We start from the raw sequence: 16,915 nt of genomic DNA, 5'->3' as shown, positions 1-16,915 counted from the left end.
ATGAATGTTAACCAGTGTCTAGAATGGGAACGAACATGGCAAACACGATCGGGGCGTTGGGGACCTCGCTCGAAATCCTCGAAGCGCTGAAAGAGCGGGAATCAGCGGGCGTCACGGAGTTAGCCACCGAACTCGGCCTCCCGAAGAGTACGGTGTACAGTCATCTCCGAACGCTCCGAGAACACGAGTACGTCGTCCAGCGAGACGGGAAGTACTGCATCGGCCTCAAGTTCCTCAGTCTGGGCGAACACACCCGAGACCGGATGCCGCTTTACGAGGTGGCGAAGCCCGAGGTGAACGGACTCGCCGAGCAGACCGGAGAACTCGCGAACCTGCTCGTCGAAGAACACGGCGAAGGCGTCTACCTCTTCCGCTCGAAGGGCGAACAGGCGGTCTCGCTCGACACGCACGCCGGCATGCGCGTCAAGCTCCACTGTACGTCGCTCGGGAAGGCAATCCTCGCGTACCTCTCCGAGAAGCGAGTCGATGAGATCATCGAGCGCTGGGGTCTCCCCGCACAGACCGCGACGACCATCACCTCGCGCGAGGCGCTCGAAGAAGAGCTCGCGGCGGTTCGCGAACGCGGATACGCCTACGACAAGGGAGAACGTCTCTCGGGCCTCCGGTGTATCGCGGCACCCATCAAGAACCCGGACGGTCACGCTATCGGGGCCGTGAGCGTCTCCGGCCCGACGAGTCGGATGAAGGGCGAGCGGTTCGAATCGGTGGTCCCAGAGCAGGTCATGAGCGCCGCAAACGTCATCGAACTCAACCTGACGTACTCGTAGCGGTCTGCACGCCGAGAGGCGTGCCTTCCGGACATTCACGCGACCGACCTTCGTTTCCCCTCCCTTCCGGCCGCTGTCGCCGTCCCGTTCTGTCTCGAACTCGCGGCCGACCGACGCACTCGCCCGAGCAACTGCGCTGGGCGTCCGGTTGGCGGCGTCGACAACGAAAACACGGTGACTCAGCAGAGCCGTCACATAGACGGGCCGACGCGGGTGATAGCGAACTCTGTCAGGCCGTGTCCCTCGGCGAGACACGCCTCGCCGTTTGCGACGGCGACCAGTCGCTCCAGTAAGTCGCCCGGCGCGCCGCGCCGCGCCGAGAGGTCGATATCGTTCGGGAGCGCCGCCGCGGTCCCCGGGTCGCCTGTCACCTTGACGACCGGGACGAGCGGGTGCCCGGAGAGGATTCCGTCGCCGGTGACGTGAACGACGACGTTCGCGCCCGCTGCGGCGAGCGCCGTCGTCGCCTCGGCGAACCGAGACGGCGCGTCGACGGCGGCGAGGCCCGCCGAGAGGGTCGCGCGCTCACCGTACGGGAGCACTTCGGAGACGGCGTTTTCCCCCCACGCTCGCGTGACGTCCTCGAACGGGCGGTCGCGGGCGAACTGGCCGACGCGAGTCGCGCGAGCCGGGTGGCCCTCGTGTCTGTCGAGGAGGGCGTCCATCGAATCCCGTGCCTCGTCCGTTGCGGCGTCGCGCGCCTCGTCCGGGTTGGCGACCAGACGCTCGTTACCGGCGGCGACCACGCGACCCCCGGCGTCGACGATTTCGTCGGCGACGTGGCCCACGAGCGGGTCGGCAGACTCTATCGTGGACGCGTCGAGGTCGCTCGAAACGACGCCGAGCGTCAGGTCGCTGAGGTCGGCGACCGTCTGTGACGTGCGCCGCGACTGGGCGAGTTCGGTCGCGGCTTCGACGCCTCGTTCGACGCACTCGTCGGTCCCGCCGACGCCCTGAATGGACAGTTCGCGGACGGTGACGCCGCGGGATTCGAGCGCGGTCGCCACCTCGGCGCTCTGGACTTCCTCACACCCGAGTCCGACCACGACCGTTCCGGCGACGTTCGGGTTCTGCGCTATCGACAGGAGCGTCCGGCGAGTCTGTTCGTTGTCGGCACCGAGCTGGGCGCAGCCGTGGTCGTGCGGGGTCGCCACGGCTCCGTCCACGCGCGCGGCGATTCGCTCGGCGACGATGTGCGAACAGATGACCGACGGGAGAACCAAGACGTTGTCGCGGACACCGACCGTTCCGTCCGCTCGCGGCGTCCCCTCGAACGTCCGACCGGAGATTCTCGGAGTGCTCATGCCGTCTCCCCTCCCGCGGCCGCGCGGTCACCGCGTCCCCGCGTACTCTCGCAGTTGTGGGTGTGGACCCACTCGCCGACCGCTATCGCCTGCGTCGCCGTTCCGATGACCTCGCCGTACTTCCGGACTTCTCCGCCCGAGTCCACCGGTTCGAGCGCGACCTTGTGCCCGAACGGAACGTCCCCCGCGAGGACGACAGTCCGGTCGTCGGTCTCGATTTCGGTGTCCGCGTCGAGGTCGTCGACTGTCGTTCCCACGTTGTCGGACGCGCTCAGTCGGAGGAGCGCATCGTCCAGGACACGGCCCTTCATCCGCTGACCTCCGCGGTCAGCTCTTCCGGCTGTATCTCGTTTATCGCGAACTCCTCTAACCGCCGATGTTCGGCCTCAGTGCGGCGGCCGTTCGCCACCTCGACGAGCGTCTCGAAGATGCGGGCACCGACCGAGTCTATCGACTCGCCGTCGAAGACCGTCCCCGCGTTCACGTCGATGTTGTTCGACATCCGGTCCCACGTCTTCGGGTTTCCGGTCACCTTGATGACGGGCGCGAGGGGATTCCCGGTCGTGCTCCCCCGGCCGGTCGTGAACGCGACGACCTGCGCCCCGCCAGCGACCTTCCCGACGACGCTCTCGACGTCGTACCCCGGCGTGTCCATGAGGACGAGTCCGCCGTTCGTCGGCAGTTCGTCACCGTAGTCGACGATGCCGCGAATCGGCGTCGTCCCGCCCTTGGAGATGGCTCCAAGGCTCTTTTCTTCGATAGTTGTCAGCCCGCCCTCCTGATTTCCGGGCGTCGGCTGTGCGCCGCGGAGGTCGACGCCCATCAGCTCGGCCATCCCCTCGCGCGCCTCGACGCGTTCCAAGATACGCTCCCGCGTCTCCTCGGAGACGCATCGGTCGGCGAGGATGTGTTCCGCGCCGATGAACTCCGGCGTCTCGCTGAACGAGGCGGTCCCGTCCGCCTCGACGAGGCGGTCGCACGCGGCACCGACGGCGGGGTTGGCGGCGATTCCGCTCGTCGCGTCGCTCCCACCGCATTCGACCCCGAAGACGAGTTCGGAGACGTCGGCCTCTTCGCGCCTCGCGCGGTCCGCTTCCGCTTTCAGTCGACCGAGGCGGTCCGCACCTTCCGACAGCGCGTTCGCGGTTCCGCCCGCCTCCCTGATGGTGAGCGTCTCCGTCGCCTTCCCCGCGGTTGCGATGCCGTCCGCAACCGTCTCGGCGTCGATGTCCTCCGTTCCGAGTTCGACGACGAGCGCGGCGCCGACGTTCGGGTTTCGACCGGTCCCGACGAGGACGCGCTCGGTCTGTCGTCGTGCCGGGTCGGGCTGGCTCGTTCCGAGTTGGTGCGGCGTCGCCCGCGCCCACGCCCCCGCCTCGTCTGCGATGGCGGACGCGACCGAAGACGCCGCGACCGACGTCGGAACGACGGCGACGTGGTTTCGGACACCGACCCGGCCGTTCGACCGTCGGTATCCTTCGAACGTATGTCCCATGTTCACAATCCATGGCTAGCACCGTGTTAGTCTTTTCGCTGGCGGGGGAGGGATTTTAGTAGTAGTCCCCCCCGTCTCCACGTGTATGCTTCCGTCCGGACTCGTCATCGCAGACGACCTCACCGGGGCGACGGACACGGGTCACGAGTTCGCCGCTCGCGGACTCCGAACGCTCGTCTCGGCGTCGCCCGCGCCGTCGGGGAACTCCCGTGCCGAGACGGACGTCTGGGTCGTCGATACGGACAGCCGGTACGCCGACCCGTCGAGGGCGGCGGCGGCGGTCCTCGACGCCGTCGCCACCGGTGACCACTCGTTCGTCTACAAGAAGGTCGATTCGACGCTCAGGGGGAACCTCGTGAGAGAGACCGACGCCGTGCTCGACGCGACGGCGGCGGACCTCGCGCTCGTGGCACCCGCTTCCCCGAGAAACGGGCGGACGACCGTCGAGGGCTACCATCTCGTCGACGGCACTCCGGTCGCGGAGACCGCCGCCGGCGACGACCCGGACAAACCCGTCGAGACGTCGCACCTCCCCACGCGGTACTCCGCGTCGTCCTATCCCGTCTCTCGGTTGCCGGTGAACCGCGTGGCAACGGGACCGGCGGCCGTCGCGGACGCGCTGCGGGAACAGGCTCGGACGGGCCGCGGCATCGTCGTCGCCGACGCGTCGCACGAGCGGCACCTCGAAGCCCTCGCGGACGGCGCGGCACGTTCGGGACTGGACGTCGTCTACGTCGGGAGCGCGGGGCTCGCCCGATACGTCGAGACGCCGCCCCCCAGCGGTGCCGGCCCGGCGTCGGTTCCCCCGCGAGACCGAACGGTCCTCTGCGTCGTCGGGAGCACGAACCCGGCGACGCTCGACCAACTCGACGCGCTCCCGGCGGAGTCGGTCGTCTCGCTGGACCTCGGGAGGGCCGTCGAGAACCCTGCCGGTGCGAGCGCCGACGCCGCCGCGGCCTGTTCGGAACGCCTCGCGGACCGCGGGGTCGCCGCGTTGGTCTCCGCGCCTGACGACGACGCCCCGCGACGCGCGCTCGACGCGGGCCGACGCCTCGGCATCGATGGCGCGACGGTCCGCGCTCGGGTGGGCGAGACGCTGGGTTCGACCGTCGAACGGCTCTGGGCCGAGGGACCCCCGACGCCGGGGTCGATGTTCGTGACCGGCGGCGCGGTGGCCGCCGACGCCTTCGAGTCGCTGGACGCGGACGGCGTGGTCCTCTCCGGGACGGCCGTCGAAGAGGGGATTCCCCTCGGTCGCCTGTCGGGTGGGGTCGCCGACGGCGTCCCGGTCGTGACGAAGGCCGGCGCGTTCGGCACCCCCGGGGCAATACGTAAGTGCATCGCCCGTTTGAGTGGGGACGATGAGCACGAGTAACCCCCTAATCGCCGTGACGATGGGCGACCCCGCGGGTATCGGTCCGGAAGTCGCCGTCAAAGCGTTCCCGTCCGTGACGGAGTTCGCGCGCGTGGTCGTCGTCGGCGACCTCGGCGTGATGCGACGCGCGAGAGACGCCTGCGACGCGGAGTTCGACGTGCGCGCGGTCGACTCCGTCGAGTCCGTCGACGACGACCCGACCGCGCTGTCGGTCATCGATTGCGACAACGTCGACGACCTCGTCCACGGCGAACTCCGCGAGGAGTACGGTGCCGCGAGTCTCGCGTACGTCGAACGCGCCATCGACCTCGCGGTCGAAGGGGAGATAGACGCAATCGCCACGGCCCCCATCAACAAGCAGGCGACGCGGATGGCGGGAAGCGAACACGCGGGCCACACCGGACTCCTCGCCGCGCGGACCGACACGGAGAACTACTCGATGATGCTCATCGAGGACGACCTGCGCGTGACCCACGTCAGCACGCACGTCCCGCTCCGCGAGGCGTGCGAGCTCGTGACGACGGAGAACGTCCTCGAAACCGTCCGCGTGACCGACGACGCGCTCCGGAACCTCGGTATCGAGTCCCCCCGCGTCGCCGTCGCCGGGTTGAACCCGCACGCCGGCGACGGCGGCCTCCTCGGCGACGAGGACGACGACGAAATCGCGCCCGCGGTCGAGCGTGCCGTCGCTGACGGCATCGACGCGACCGGACCGATATCACCGGACACCGTGTTCGTCCGCGCCGCCCGAGGCGAGTTCGACTGCGTCGTCTCGATGTATCACGACCAGGGTCACATCCCGTTGAAGATGCTCGGGTTCGACGCGGCGGGGGGCGTCAGCGGCGTCAACATGACTATCGGGTTGCCCATCGTCCGAACCAGCGTGGACCACGGAACCGCCTTCGACATCGCCGGCGAGGGAATCGCCAGCGAGACGAGCATGGTCGACGCGATTCGGGTGGCCGCCGACGTCGCCCGTCATCGCTGATGTCGACGGTGACCGCGGCGACCCCCGCCGAACCCGACTGGCCGACGCTCACCACGACGTGATTTCGACGTCGCGCAGTGGCCGTTCGAGGGGAACGCTCACCTGACCGCCCGTGAACTCGGAGACGTACAGCGCGACGATAATCTCCAGCGACCGCGTCGCCTCCTCGCCCGTCGACGGGTTCTCCGCGTCGCCGCGGAGCATCGCCTCGACGTGTCTCGCCGCGTTCGGGAACGCGTTGCGGTAATCTTCGTCCCAGGTCCACGCGCCGTCGATACCGGGGAGGTCGGTCTCGACGTGCTCTCCGTCTTCGAGCCGCCAGTACTGCCACTCCCCGTCGTCGTTGTTCATGTACAGTTTCCCCTCGGTGCCGACGAACTGGAGCGTCATCGACGAAATCTCGCGCGGGACGGTACAGTCGACGGTGACGAACGTCCCGTCGTCCGTGACGACGAACCCCCCACCGCCGGCGTCGTCGACGTCGGCCGCCGCGTCGAGCGACTCGACGGCCTCGTTCTCCCCGTTGACGTAGCCGGCGACCCGGTCGGCGCGGGCGTCGAGGAGGTAGACCAGCGTGTCGAGGAGGTGGGTGGAGTTACGCATGAGCTCCATGCGGAACTGCGTCGCCACCGAGCGGACGTCGCCGAGGAGTTCGTCTTCGACGAGGAGGTCGCGTAAGCGACGCAGTTTGTCGGTGAACCGAAACGAGTGGTTGACGACGAGTTCGGTGGCCGTCTCGTCGCAGGCCGCGACCATCTCCTCCGCGTCGGAGACGGCCGAGGCAATCGGTTTCTCGCACCAGATGACGTCCGGGTCGGCCGCCGAGCGGGCCGCATCGATGACGTGGTCGGCGTGGAGGTACGAGGGCGTGCAGACCGAGACGACGTCGAGGTCTTCGTTCGCCAGCATGGCTTCGTGACCGATGTACCGCCCCGCCTCGGGGACGTCCCACGCCTCGCCGAAGCGACCGAGTTTCGCCTCGTCGACGTCGGCCACCGCCACGAGTTCGATGTCCTCGGTCTCGTCGTACCCCCCGGCGTGGCTCGCGCGCACTTTCGCCTTCCCGATCTGTGAGTCGTCGTGCATCCCGAGGATTCCCATTCCAGCGATGCCCCCGGTTCCGATGATTCCGGCCCTGTAGGTCATGACTACTCGTAGATGTGGACGCTGCCGGTCGCGTTCGCTTCGACGTACTCCCAGTCGTAGTCGACGCCGAGGCCCGGCCCGTCCGGGACGGGAACGGTCCCGCGCTCGTCGATGGTATCGAACATGTCCGAGTAGTCACCGCGGTAGACCGGGGGTTGGGTGTTGTTCGCGAGCGGGTGGACGAGCGCGAGTTCGTAGTAGTTCGCGTTCCGGGCCGCCGCCATGCAGTGTCTCTGTGCGGGGCCGGGGGCGTGGAACTCCACGTCGAGGCCGAAGCCCTCGGCGACGCGGACGATTTTCATCGCGCCGGTGATACCGCCGTCGTACTCGGGGTCCGCGCGGACGAAGTCGGTCGCCCCGCTGGCGACGAAGTCCGTGTGCGGTTCGAGCCCGCGGACGTGCTCGGTCTGGAGCAGCGGCGTGTCGATGAGTTCGCGGAGCTTCTGGTGGCCGTGCTGGGAGATGCCGCCGTCCCGATAGGGGTCTTCGAGCCAGAGGTAGTCGTACTCGTCGCACGCGCGACCGACTTTCAACGCGTCGGCGAACGTCGCCAGTTCGCACGCGGGGTCGACCATCAGGTCCATCTCGTCGCCGACGCGTTCGCCCACCGCCCGGACCGTCTCGACCTCTCGGCGCACGTCTCGCGCGTCGTCGCCCCCGCCCCAGCCGTGAATCTTGAACCCGGGGAACCCGGCGTCACGACACTCCTCGGCGAAGTCGGCGTAGGCCTCGGGCGAGTCGAGACCGCCCGCCTCGTCGCCGTGATACGTCGACGCGTACGTGGGGAGTCGGGTCCGATACGTCCCGAGGAGTTCGTGAATCGGCGCGTCGTAGTACTTCCCGGCGAAGTCCCACAGCGCGATATCGACCGGGCCGATTCCCATCCGGTCGTACTTTCGGAGCGCCCGCTTGACCTCGCTCCAGTGTCGCTCCCGTTCGAGGGGGTTCTTCCCGACGAGGTAGTTCGCGAACGTGTTGATCTGCGCCGCGCCCGGCGAGTTCCCACCGATGTACTCGCCAGTGATTCCCTCGTCCGTGTGTATCCGGAGCGCGAACAGTTTTCGCTCGGTCGTCTCACCGGGGGCGTAGACGAGGTTGAACCCGTGGCCGTCCGTGCCGACGTCGTCGAGCGTGTAGCTGAATTCCGTCGACTCGATTTTCGTGATAGTCGGTGCCATACGTCGGCTCACACAGGGGCACCTAATAAATGCTCTCACGCCCCCGGCACTCGGTTTTCCCGAAACTCACGTCGTGTTCGCCCTTCGAGAGAAACTGCGTTCGAAGCCACGCGACCCCGGCGGGACGTCGACACCGGCAGTCCCACGATGAACACTCCTTCGAACGCGGGACGAGAAGGCTCCCAGCGTCCGTCCTGTGATATTCGATTTCCGCCCCGCCGTTTACTATCGCCGCACGAAAACCCGAATCGGCCCTGTGAGACGCCGATACGCACGTTTTGCGGTGTCTCTCCATCACCATTACAACCGTATGGGTGTAAGTGTGTGATTAGGTACAGATACTGCGACGGCGGAAGCTATCAATGAACGATTGTTCCGTGTTACTTGAGTTCATCATTATTGTTCATATGATAGCCGGACAAATCCACCGAACGTACACCTATTCTCGAATCGTAATCCGTGGGTTGACGCTCTCTCATGTGGGGTGTTGTCAATACTCACGTTCATCATCGGTAAACGGAACCGAGCGGACGGACGCAGACGGACCTGTGAAGGCGACTCAGAATCGCCGTTCGAACGCGTCCACCCATCCGAGGGACACCCGACCGAGAGAGCGCGGTTTCGCCCGACCGCCGTGGTCGAATCCACGGTATCTGAACCGACCGACGGGCGCTGTTCGATACTGTCGCACGATTCCGCGGAACGCACTCGTTCGGTTCGGGCTACTCGATTCGGGCGGCCTCGTCGACCGTGTCTTCGAGGATTTTGATGACCGCAGAGTGGTCGTCGCGGCCGTACCCGGAGGTCTCCATCGCCTTGTACGCCTCGTGGACGACGGACGTCGCGGGCATCGGTGAGCCGTACTCCTCTCCGGCCGCCGTCGCGATTCTGAGGTCTTTGTACTGATACGAGGCGAAGAACCCCGGGTCGAAGTTTCCGCGGATGACCCGCGGCGCTCGCTCGCGGAGCGCCCAACAGCCGGCGGCACCGCCACTGATCGCGTCGACGACGGCTTCGAGGTCGGCACCCGCCCGCTGCGCCAACACGAGCGCCTCGGAAACCGCCTGTAGCGTACACCCGACGACGATTTGATTACACGCCTTGGTAATCTGTCCGGCGCCGGCGTCGCCGCAGTAGGTGACGGTCGACCCCATCGCGGCGAAGAGCGACGCGTGCGCGTCGAACGTCTCGCGCGAGCCGCCGACCATTATCGAGAGCGACCCGTCTCTGGCCCCCTCTTCGCCGCCGCTGACTGGTGCGTCGAGCATCGAGACGCCCCCCGCTTCGAGCTCCTCGGAGAGCCGCTCTGTGGCGACGGGAGAGATTGTGGACATGTCGATGAGCACGTCACCGCTGTCGAAGCCGTCGGCCAACCCGTCGTCGCCGTACACGACCTCCTCGACCGCCTCGGTGTCCGGAAGGACGGTGACGACGACATCCGCTTGGGATGCGACCGCGGACGGAGCCGACGCGGCCGTCGCCCCTAACTCGGCTAACGAGTCGACCGCCTCCCGCGAGCGGTTGTGAACGACGACGTCGAACCCCGCATCGAGGACGTTCTCCGCCATCGGTTTTCCCATGATTCCAACGCCGACGAACCCGATAGTTTGTGGCATGTGGTATCACGAATCTCGCCCCGTCCACTTAGCAGTTGAGGTGACAGCAATCGAACAGAACATAGATTTATATACCGTGCTACGCTCCGCCAAACTATGGCTCACGACACGAACGCGGAGACGGGCGATTGGCTCGCCCGTGACGAGGCGGCGCGAGCGTACGTCGTCGGTGCGACCCGTGCGGTCGAGTCTCTCCTCGCTTCGACCTACGGCCCCCGAGGGTCCACATCTCTCGTGCAGACGGTCGACGGGCAACAGGTGCCCGAGACCGTCGTGACGGCCGATGCGGGTCGACTCCTCGACGCGATAGAACGCGGTGACGGGTTCGTTCACCCGATTGCCGCGCTGTTCGTCGACGGCCTCGACTCCGTCCGACGCGGACTCCACGACGGGACCACGACCGCCGCGCTCCTCGCCGCCGGACTCGTCGAGGAAGGTGCTCGACTCAGCGAGTCGGGCCTTCACGAGGGCACGTTGACGGTCGGATACGCGATGGCCGCGAACCGGGCGGGGAAGGTACTCGACGACCTCGCGCGCCCGATTACCGCCGCCGACCGCGACCGCCTTCGCGAGGTCGCCGACACGGCCATGACGACCGACCTCTCGCAGTCTCGTCGGGACGCGTACGCCGACGTCGTCTCGACGGCGGTCGCCGAGCTCGCGGGGTCGACGGAGGGGCAGTGGTTCGACACCGACGACGTCAGCGTGCGAACGCGCGCCGGCGACGGGGTAGCACTCGTCCGCGGCCACGTCATTCGACGACGACCGGGTGCCCACGAGACGAGCGAGAAGAGCCGGCTCTCGTTCGACTGGACACCGTCCGTCGAAGGTGTTCTGTCGGACGCCCGAATCGCCGTCCTCGAACGCGACATCGATGTCGAAGAGACGGCGACCAGTTTCGGAAGCGGCGAGGGCGCGGCCGTCTCGCTCGGCTCGGCAGGGGCGGTGACGGCCTACACCGCGGCGCGTACCAGCGCGATAGACGACGTGGCGGCGAGCGTCGCCAGCCTCGGTGTCGACGTGCTCGTCGTGCGCGCGGAGCTCGATGACGCGGTCAAGAACGCGCTCGAATCGCGGGGCGTCGCGGTCGTCGACCGCGCGCAGTACCCGAAATCGGACGTCCACCGCGTCGCCCGTGCGACGGGGGCGCAGGTCGTCGGCCACGTCTCCGACCTCGACGAGTCGAAGCTCGGCCGAGCGGGGCGCGTGACCGAGCGGCGAGTCGGAGACGAGAAGTGGACGACCATCGGGGAGTGCGAGGGACCGGTGTTCACCGTCGTCGTCGAGACGCCCACCGAACAGGGGCGGACGGCCCACGAACGACTCGTCGAAGACGCCGTCGAGACGACGGCGGTCGCGGCGATGGACGGACAGGTCCTTCCGGGTGCGGGCGCGGCACCGCTCGCGGTCGCTCGGGACCTTCGACGGTTCGCGAGCGGCGTACAGGGGAAAGAGCAACTCGCGATCGAGGCGTTCGCCGACGTGTGCGAATCGCTCGTGCAGACGCTCGCCCGTAACGCCAGCTACGACCCGCTCGAAGCTCTCGCCGCCGTTCGAACCGCGCACGCTGACGCGGCGACCGACCCGGCACCGGTCGGCTTCGATGCCGCGCGCGGCGAACCGGCGGACGCGTGGGAACTCGGCGTCGTCGAGCCGCGACGAGTCTTCTCACAGGCGCTCGACAGCGCCGTTGCGACGTCGGAACAGCTCTCCACCATCGACGCCGTCGTCTCTCCCGGTATCGATCTGGACGAGCTCGACCCGCAGATAGAACACGACTAGCTCGAAGCGATTTTCGCGCTCCGCAGAACAGAGACAGTGACGACCGGGGAGCCGGTTACTGTACCGGCGGCGTCGGTTCGTCGTCAGCGAGGTCCGACGCGGAAAGCTGTCCGTCGATTCGGATGAGTTGGACCGCGAGGTCGGTCGCCGCACCGAGGATATCGCGCTGGAGACGACGCGGTTCGACGACCGGGTCCGCGTCGAGAACGTCCCGAATCTCGCCCGAGAGCGCGTCGACGCCCATCGAAGAACGGCCCTCCGTGTGAGCGACGCGCAGGCGGAGCACGCCCGTCCAGCCGTCGAGTCCCGCGCTCGCGGCCAACTGTCGCGGGATTGCCGTGAGCGCGCGAGCGAACCCCTCCATCGCGAGCTGTTCGCGGCTCGCGGTCCCCCGCGCGGCCTCCCGAACCGACCGTTCGAGGTCGATTTCCGTCGCCCCGCCGCCGGGGACGACCCGCTCGTCGGCGAGCGCGTGGAACGTCGCGCTGATGGCGCTCGTGGCACTGGCCTCGAACGCCGAGACCGACCGCGGGTCGGGTGCGCGACACAGGAGCGTGTACACCCGTTCGGCGGTCCCCTCGACGGTGACGAACTCTCGTCCGGCGAGTCGTTCGAACCCCACGTCGGCGGTTCCCATCGTCTCGGGCGTCGCGTCTTCGAGCGTGGGGACGACCTGCCCGCCGGTGTTTCGAACGAGCCGCCGCATGACGTCGTCGTCGACGCGCTCGATTGCGGTGATGCCCGCGTCTGCCACCCGCGTCTTCACGCGGTCGTTGATTGCGCCCTGCGTCGCGATGAACCGGCACCCGGCTTCGGCGGCGTCCGACAGCGTCCGCCGGAACTGGTCGCGCTCGTACGCACCGATGTCCGCTCGGTCTTCGAACGAATCCACGTCGAGTGAAATCGACCGCTCGGACGAGTCGGTCGCCCCGCCGAGTCGAGGGACGTCCACCGTCGACGAGAGGAGCGCGACGCCGGCGTCTCGTTGACGACGAGGCATCGCCTCCGAGACCAGCGGGGTCTCGATGACGACACCGTCGACGAGTTCGGTGTCGCCGACGCCGCCGATTCGCGCGACCACGTCGACGCTCGCCCGACCGCCGTCGACGGAATCGTCTGCCGACGCGTCGGTGACGGCGTTCGCGATGGCTTCGCTCACGTGTCGGCGGGTGGCCGGGTTCCGCGTCCCGGTGAGCGCGGTCTCCGCAACCCGCTCGGCACCGACGAGCGACAGTGGACGGGCACGCGCGTCGAGTCGGTCGATAGCGACGTCGAACGCGTCCCTGTACCCGCGCGCGACGACCGTGGGGTGAAGCCCCCGTTCGATGAGGTCGTCCGCCTGACTGAGCAGCGCGCCCGTCAACAGCACCATCCGAGTCGAGCCGTCCCCCCGCTCGTCGCGGAAGTCGGTCGCCGCGTCTCGGAGCAGGGTCGTCGCGGGGTCGTCGAGTTCGAGTCGTTCGAGGAGCAGGCTACTCGAAGCGGTCGTGGTCACGCGCCCGCCCGATTCGACGACGAGTTTGTTCGTCCCGAACGGCCCCAGCGTCGTCCCCACGAGGTCGCACACGCGGTCGACGTCGGCGAGGAGCGCGTGCCGTGCGTCGGAGTCCATAACCGTCCTGTCGATGGTCGCTCATCATAAGTGTACGGGACTGATACACAATACCATTCTCATATTGTGTATGATAAATCGCCATCAATGGAGAAACATTTAAGTCGATTGTGTATGTTGACCTTATCACAATGTCACGTAGTGGCACGGGCAGTGGTGAACGTAGTGAAGACGCCAGTACCGAGACCGACGAGCATCCATCGAGACGGCGGTTCATGCAGTCGGCGGCGGCCGCGTCGACCGTCGGGGCACTCGGTGCGCTCGCAGGTTGTACTGGTGGCGGCGGAGAAAACAACGACGACAGCGGGTCCGACTCGGACACGGACTCGGGGTCCGACTCGAACACGGACTCGGGGTCCGATTCCAGCGGTTCCGAGAGCATTACCATCGACTACCTGAACGCACAGGCGGCGGAGAACTCTTCGATTAAGTCGCACTTCCAGGAGTCGTTGAGCACCTTCGAAGAACAGCAGGGCAACGTCACGGTGAAGATGCAGACGGCGTCCTACGGGGACATCCGGTCGAAACTCGCCTCGACGGTGTCGAGCGGGAATCCGCCGACGATGGCCGAGTCCGGCGGTGGTGGGCTCCAGTTCTACCTCGACGGGAAGGTGCCCGACCACTCTCCCTTCATCGAGGGGACGGACCGACTCCCCGGCGACTACACGGCCGCGAACCTCGATTCCGCGAAATACCGCGGTGAGTACTGGTCCGCGGGCGGGATGCGCCACACGAACAGTAACCTCGGAATCAACCCGAAACTGTTCAGTCAGGTCGGCGTCAGCGACCCGGCCTCGGAGCTCTCGACGTGGAGCGGGTTCCTCGACGCGGTCCGTCGAATCGACGAGCAGACTGACGCGATCGCCTACGAGGAAACCGGCGTCCCCGGCGACCTCGAATCCTACTGGGGGTACGCACGGACGGCATACACCGGCGGCACCGACCCGTGGATGCGTCAGAGCGACGACCCGGAGCACCCGACTATCGTCGTCGCCAACGAGGACCACGAAGACCAGGGCAAGACCGACGGCATGATCAAGACCTGTGTCAAGATGGCCCACGAGTTCAGCAGTTCGGAGTCCGCCCAGCGCGGCGACGAGGAGATACCGTCCCTCATGCTGACCGGCAGGGTCGCGTCGTTCAACTACGCCGTCCCGACGGCGAACCGCTGGCGCGCTATCAAAGAAGACGTCCAGTTCGGCTGGAACGGCGGCGAGGGCGACTTCATGCTCCTCCCGCACCCGAAGGTCGACGCCGAGTTCGGCAGCAACTTCGGCATCAGCGAACTGGAGGGCGTCGAAGGCGAACACGGCGGCCACATGTGGGCACTCGAACAGCAGCAGACGCTGTTCAACGCGAGCGACACGAAGCAGAACGCCGCGTGGGACCTCAACATGTTCCTCCTCGGCGACGACGAGTTCGTCCTGCCCGCGTGGGGCGAACACTACGAGTCGCTCCCCGGACTCCAGCCCAAACTGCAGAAGATTCTCGACGAGTACGAACTCGCACAGAGCACCGAGCAGGCCTACAAGAACGCCGACACCTACGGCGAGCAGTACTCGACGACGGGCGCGTCGTGGGACGTCAGAGACACCGACCCGATTCGGTGGACCGATATCAACGAGACCATAAGCGAAGCCATCGCCGGACAGCACACCATCGAGGAGACGCCGTCGCTCGTCCGCTCGCGCATCCAGGACCGCCTGGCACAGTAGACGGAGGGAGACACCTCAACAGGCCACCCAAACGATTTTATACGCTATAAAATACAAAAATATCATGTCACAAGAAACCACACAAAACATCAGACAGAAGTATGGGCTAGAGGAGACCACGCTCATGGACCGGGTTCGGGAGAACTGGATCGGCTACCTGTTTATCGTCCCGACGTTCGTGATGTTCACGATCCTGTTTTACTACCCCATCGTCAGAGGTGTCTACCTGACGTTCACGAACACCCGGCTCGGCCAAGCCGGTAGTTTCGTCGGCCTCGAAAACTACTCGTGGCTGCTGACGAACGACCTGTTTCACTTCGCATTCGGCTGGACGCTGGCCTTCGTCTTCGGCACGACGCTCCTGCAACTGGTCATCGGCCTCATCGCGGCCCTGCTCCTGAGCGAACTCCGGAGTCGATGGCGAGACTGGACGAGCGCGATCATCATGTCCCCGTACTTCTCCGCGCCGCTCGCGGGAGGTGTCATCTGGATGTGGTTCCTGAACAGCGACTTCGGGATGCTCCCCATGATACTCTCCGACTTCCTCGGCGTTCAGGCGCCGGCGTTCCTCGCCGACGGTATCTGGCCGTACGTCTCACTTATCGTCGCCCAGTCGTGGCACGACTACGGGTACGCGGGCATCATCTACGCCGCCGCTATCGTGGGAATCCCCCGCGAGCAGTACGAGGCGGCGGCGCTGGCCGGGGCGGGGCGACTCCGGCGCTTCCGTGACGTGACGTTACCGCACCTCGTCACGCCGACGATTATCATCCTCGCGCTCCGCACCGCGTGGAACGTCGCGGAGTTCGCACAGCCGTTCGAGTTGACCGGCGGTGGCCCGGGAACCCGGACGATGTTGATGAGTATCCTCACGTACGAGACCGCGTACGTCAACCTGCAGTTCTCGCGGGCGTACACGCTCGGGATGGCCATGATCCTCGTCTCCATGACCGCGGCCATCTTCTACGTGACCGTCATCAAGGACGAAGAGGAGCTGTACGTCTAACCATGATTAACGAGACTCGCCGCAGCCGATTCCTGCTGTACGCCGCCCTCGGTGTCTTCGCGGTCTTCGCGCTGACGCCGTACTTCTGGGTCGTCCGAACGTCGCTTCTGACGAACTTCGCCGCGATTAGCCCCGAGACGGGCTACCTCCCGGCGCTGGACGCGCTGACGCTCGCCGCGTACACGGACATCTGGAACCAGTTCGACTTCGTGACGTTCTTCAAGAACAGCGTTATCGTGTCCATCTCGGCGACGCTCATCTCGTTGGTGTTCTCGATTCCGGGCGCGTACGCGTTCGCACGACTGGACTTCCCCGGGCGGAAGCTCCTGTTCTACACCGCCGTGTTCACGATCATGTTCCCCTGGATCGTCATCACCATCCCGGTGTACGAGGTGTTCTACGTCTTCGGACTGATAAACACCCTGCCGGGTATCATCATCGCGCTGTCTATCTTCGTCCTGCCACAGACCATCTGGCTGTTACAGGGCTTTTTCAGACAGGGCATTCCGGAGAACATCGAAGAGGCGGCGCTCATCGACGGGCACACGGAAATCGGTGCGTTCCTGCGCATCGTCCTCCCGCTTTCGGCACCCGCGGTGGGCGCGGCCGCGCTCTTCTCGTTCCTCACGGCGTGGAACAACTTCCTGTGGGTGTTCGTCCTCACGAGCGACGAGGACGTCCGAACCGCCACCGTGGCGATTCACTTCATCCTCGGGAGCGACGTGCTCCGCGAGTGGAACATCCTCATGGCGGCCGTGGTGCTACTGGTCGCGCCACCGGTCGTCTTCTACGGCCTCTCACAGCGCTACGTCGGAGAAGGCCTCGGGGGTGCCTGAAGACCCGAGTTCCAGTGGTGGACGGAGACCGTCTGCCACCCCGGGGACACGAATAAATAACAGACCGACAAACC

At 66.5% G+C, this 16,915-nt stretch carries 14 protein-coding genes; 7 read left to right on the top strand and 7 right to left on the bottom strand.

What is annotated here, in order from left to right; genetic code table 11:
* Positions 1-35 precede the first annotated feature (35 nt).
* A complete protein-coding gene (locus tag NDI65_RS09220; RefSeq protein WP_198526084.1) occupies positions 36-788 on the top strand; it encodes an IclR family transcriptional regulator in 753 nt (250 codons plus the stop codon).
* 191 nt (positions 789-979) lie between these two features.
* Here the strand turns inward: NDI65_RS09220 and NDI65_RS09215 are convergent, their stop codons facing one another.
* The 3 genes from NDI65_RS09215 to NDI65_RS09205 are packed head-to-tail and all read right to left on the bottom strand — an operon-like array spanning position 980 to position 3,587.
* On the bottom strand, positions 980-2,092 hold the full coding sequence (locus NDI65_RS09215) for a UxaA family hydrolase (RefSeq protein WP_042663672.1): 1,113 nt from the start codon (positions 2,090-2,092) through the stop codon (positions 980-982).
* Positions 2,089-2,403, bottom strand: a complete 315-nt coding sequence (locus NDI65_RS09210) for a UxaA family hydrolase (protein ID WP_089780256.1) — start codon at positions 2,401-2,403, stop codon at positions 2,089-2,091. The genes NDI65_RS09215 and NDI65_RS09210 overlap by 4 nt, the downstream gene beginning before the upstream one ends.
* The gene (locus NDI65_RS09205; protein WP_089780258.1) at positions 2,400-3,587 is read right to left on the bottom strand and encodes a UxaA family hydrolase; all 1,188 of its coding nucleotides are present in this window, start codon (positions 3,585-3,587) and stop codon (positions 2,400-2,402) included. The genes NDI65_RS09210 and NDI65_RS09205 overlap by 4 nt, the downstream gene beginning before the upstream one ends.
* Positions 3,588-3,672: 85 nt before the next feature.
* Here NDI65_RS09205 and NDI65_RS09200 point away from each other — a divergent pair, with 85 nt between their 5' ends.
* Together NDI65_RS09200 and pdxA are read left to right on the top strand one after the other, a co-directional pair.
* Entirely contained in the window at positions 3,673-4,962 is a 1,290-nt protein-coding gene (locus tag NDI65_RS09200; RefSeq protein WP_089780259.1) for a four-carbon acid sugar kinase family protein, read from the top strand.
* The gene (pdxA, locus tag NDI65_RS09195) at positions 4,949-5,950 is read left to right on the top strand and encodes a 4-hydroxythreonine-4-phosphate dehydrogenase PdxA (protein WP_089780261.1); all 1,002 of its coding nucleotides are present in this window, start codon (positions 4,949-4,951) and stop codon (positions 5,948-5,950) included. Before NDI65_RS09200 ends, pdxA begins: the two co-directional genes overlap by 14 nt.
* 48 nt (positions 5,951-5,998) lie before the next feature.
* Here the strand turns inward: pdxA and NDI65_RS09190 are convergent, their stop codons facing one another.
* The 3 genes from NDI65_RS09190 to NDI65_RS09180 all read right to left on the bottom strand — a co-directional run bounded on the left by NDI65_RS09190 (position 5,999) and on the right by NDI65_RS09180 (position 9,890).
* The gene (locus NDI65_RS09190) at positions 5,999-7,096 is read right to left on the bottom strand and encodes a Gfo/Idh/MocA family oxidoreductase (protein ID WP_310893605.1); all 1,098 of its coding nucleotides are present in this window, start codon (positions 7,094-7,096) and stop codon (positions 5,999-6,001) included.
* 2 nt (positions 7,097-7,098) lie between these two features.
* The gene (locus NDI65_RS09185) at positions 7,099-8,274 is read right to left on the bottom strand and encodes an enolase C-terminal domain-like protein (protein WP_089780265.1); all 1,176 of its coding nucleotides are present in this window, start codon (positions 8,272-8,274) and stop codon (positions 7,099-7,101) included.
* Between the two features lie 722 nt (positions 8,275-8,996).
* Positions 8,997-9,890 carry an NAD(P)-binding domain-containing protein gene (locus tag NDI65_RS09180; protein ID WP_089780267.1) on the bottom strand — a complete coding sequence of 298 codons (894 nt, stop codon included), beginning with the start codon at positions 9,888-9,890 and terminating at the stop codon, positions 8,997-8,999.
* A 96-nt stretch (positions 9,891-9,986) separates the two neighbouring features.
* Here NDI65_RS09180 and NDI65_RS09175 point away from each other — a divergent pair, with 96 nt between their 5' ends.
* A complete protein-coding gene (locus tag NDI65_RS09175) occupies positions 9,987-11,672 on the top strand; it encodes a TCP-1/cpn60 chaperonin family protein (protein WP_089780268.1) in 1,686 nt (561 codons plus the stop codon).
* 55 nt (positions 11,673-11,727) lie between these two features.
* On the opposite strand, the gene NDI65_RS09170 is transcribed toward NDI65_RS09175, so the two are convergent.
* Positions 11,728-13,284, bottom strand: a complete 1,557-nt coding sequence (locus NDI65_RS09170; RefSeq protein ID WP_042662167.1) for a TCP-1/cpn60 chaperonin family protein — start codon at positions 13,282-13,284, stop codon at positions 11,728-11,730.
* A 131-nt stretch (positions 13,285-13,415) separates the two neighbouring features.
* Here NDI65_RS09170 and NDI65_RS09165 point away from each other — a divergent pair, with 131 nt between their 5' ends.
* The 3 genes from NDI65_RS09165 (at position 13,416) to NDI65_RS09155 (ending at position 16,841) form a co-directional block, all read left to right on the top strand.
* Complete coding sequence (locus NDI65_RS09165) at positions 13,416-14,999, top strand: extracellular solute-binding protein (RefSeq protein ID WP_226908755.1); 1,584 nt, start codon at positions 13,416-13,418, stop codon at positions 14,997-14,999.
* 64 nt (positions 15,000-15,063) lie between these two features.
* A complete protein-coding gene (locus NDI65_RS09160; RefSeq protein ID WP_226908756.1) occupies positions 15,064-16,005 on the top strand; it encodes a sugar ABC transporter permease in 942 nt (313 codons plus the stop codon).
* A gap of 2 nt (positions 16,006-16,007) precedes the next feature.
* Positions 16,008-16,841, top strand: coding sequence for a carbohydrate ABC transporter permease (locus NDI65_RS09155; protein ID WP_089780273.1), 834 nt, complete (start codon positions 16,008-16,010; stop codon positions 16,839-16,841).
* Positions 16,842-16,915 lie beyond the last annotated feature (74 nt).

Source organism: Haloferax sp. S2CR25 (genome assembly GCF_031624535.1).
GTDB classification, from domain to species: Archaea; Halobacteriota; Halobacteria; order Halobacteriales; family Haloferacaceae; genus Haloferax; species Haloferax massiliensis.
This window is presented reverse-complemented; position numbering and strand designations above follow the sequence as displayed.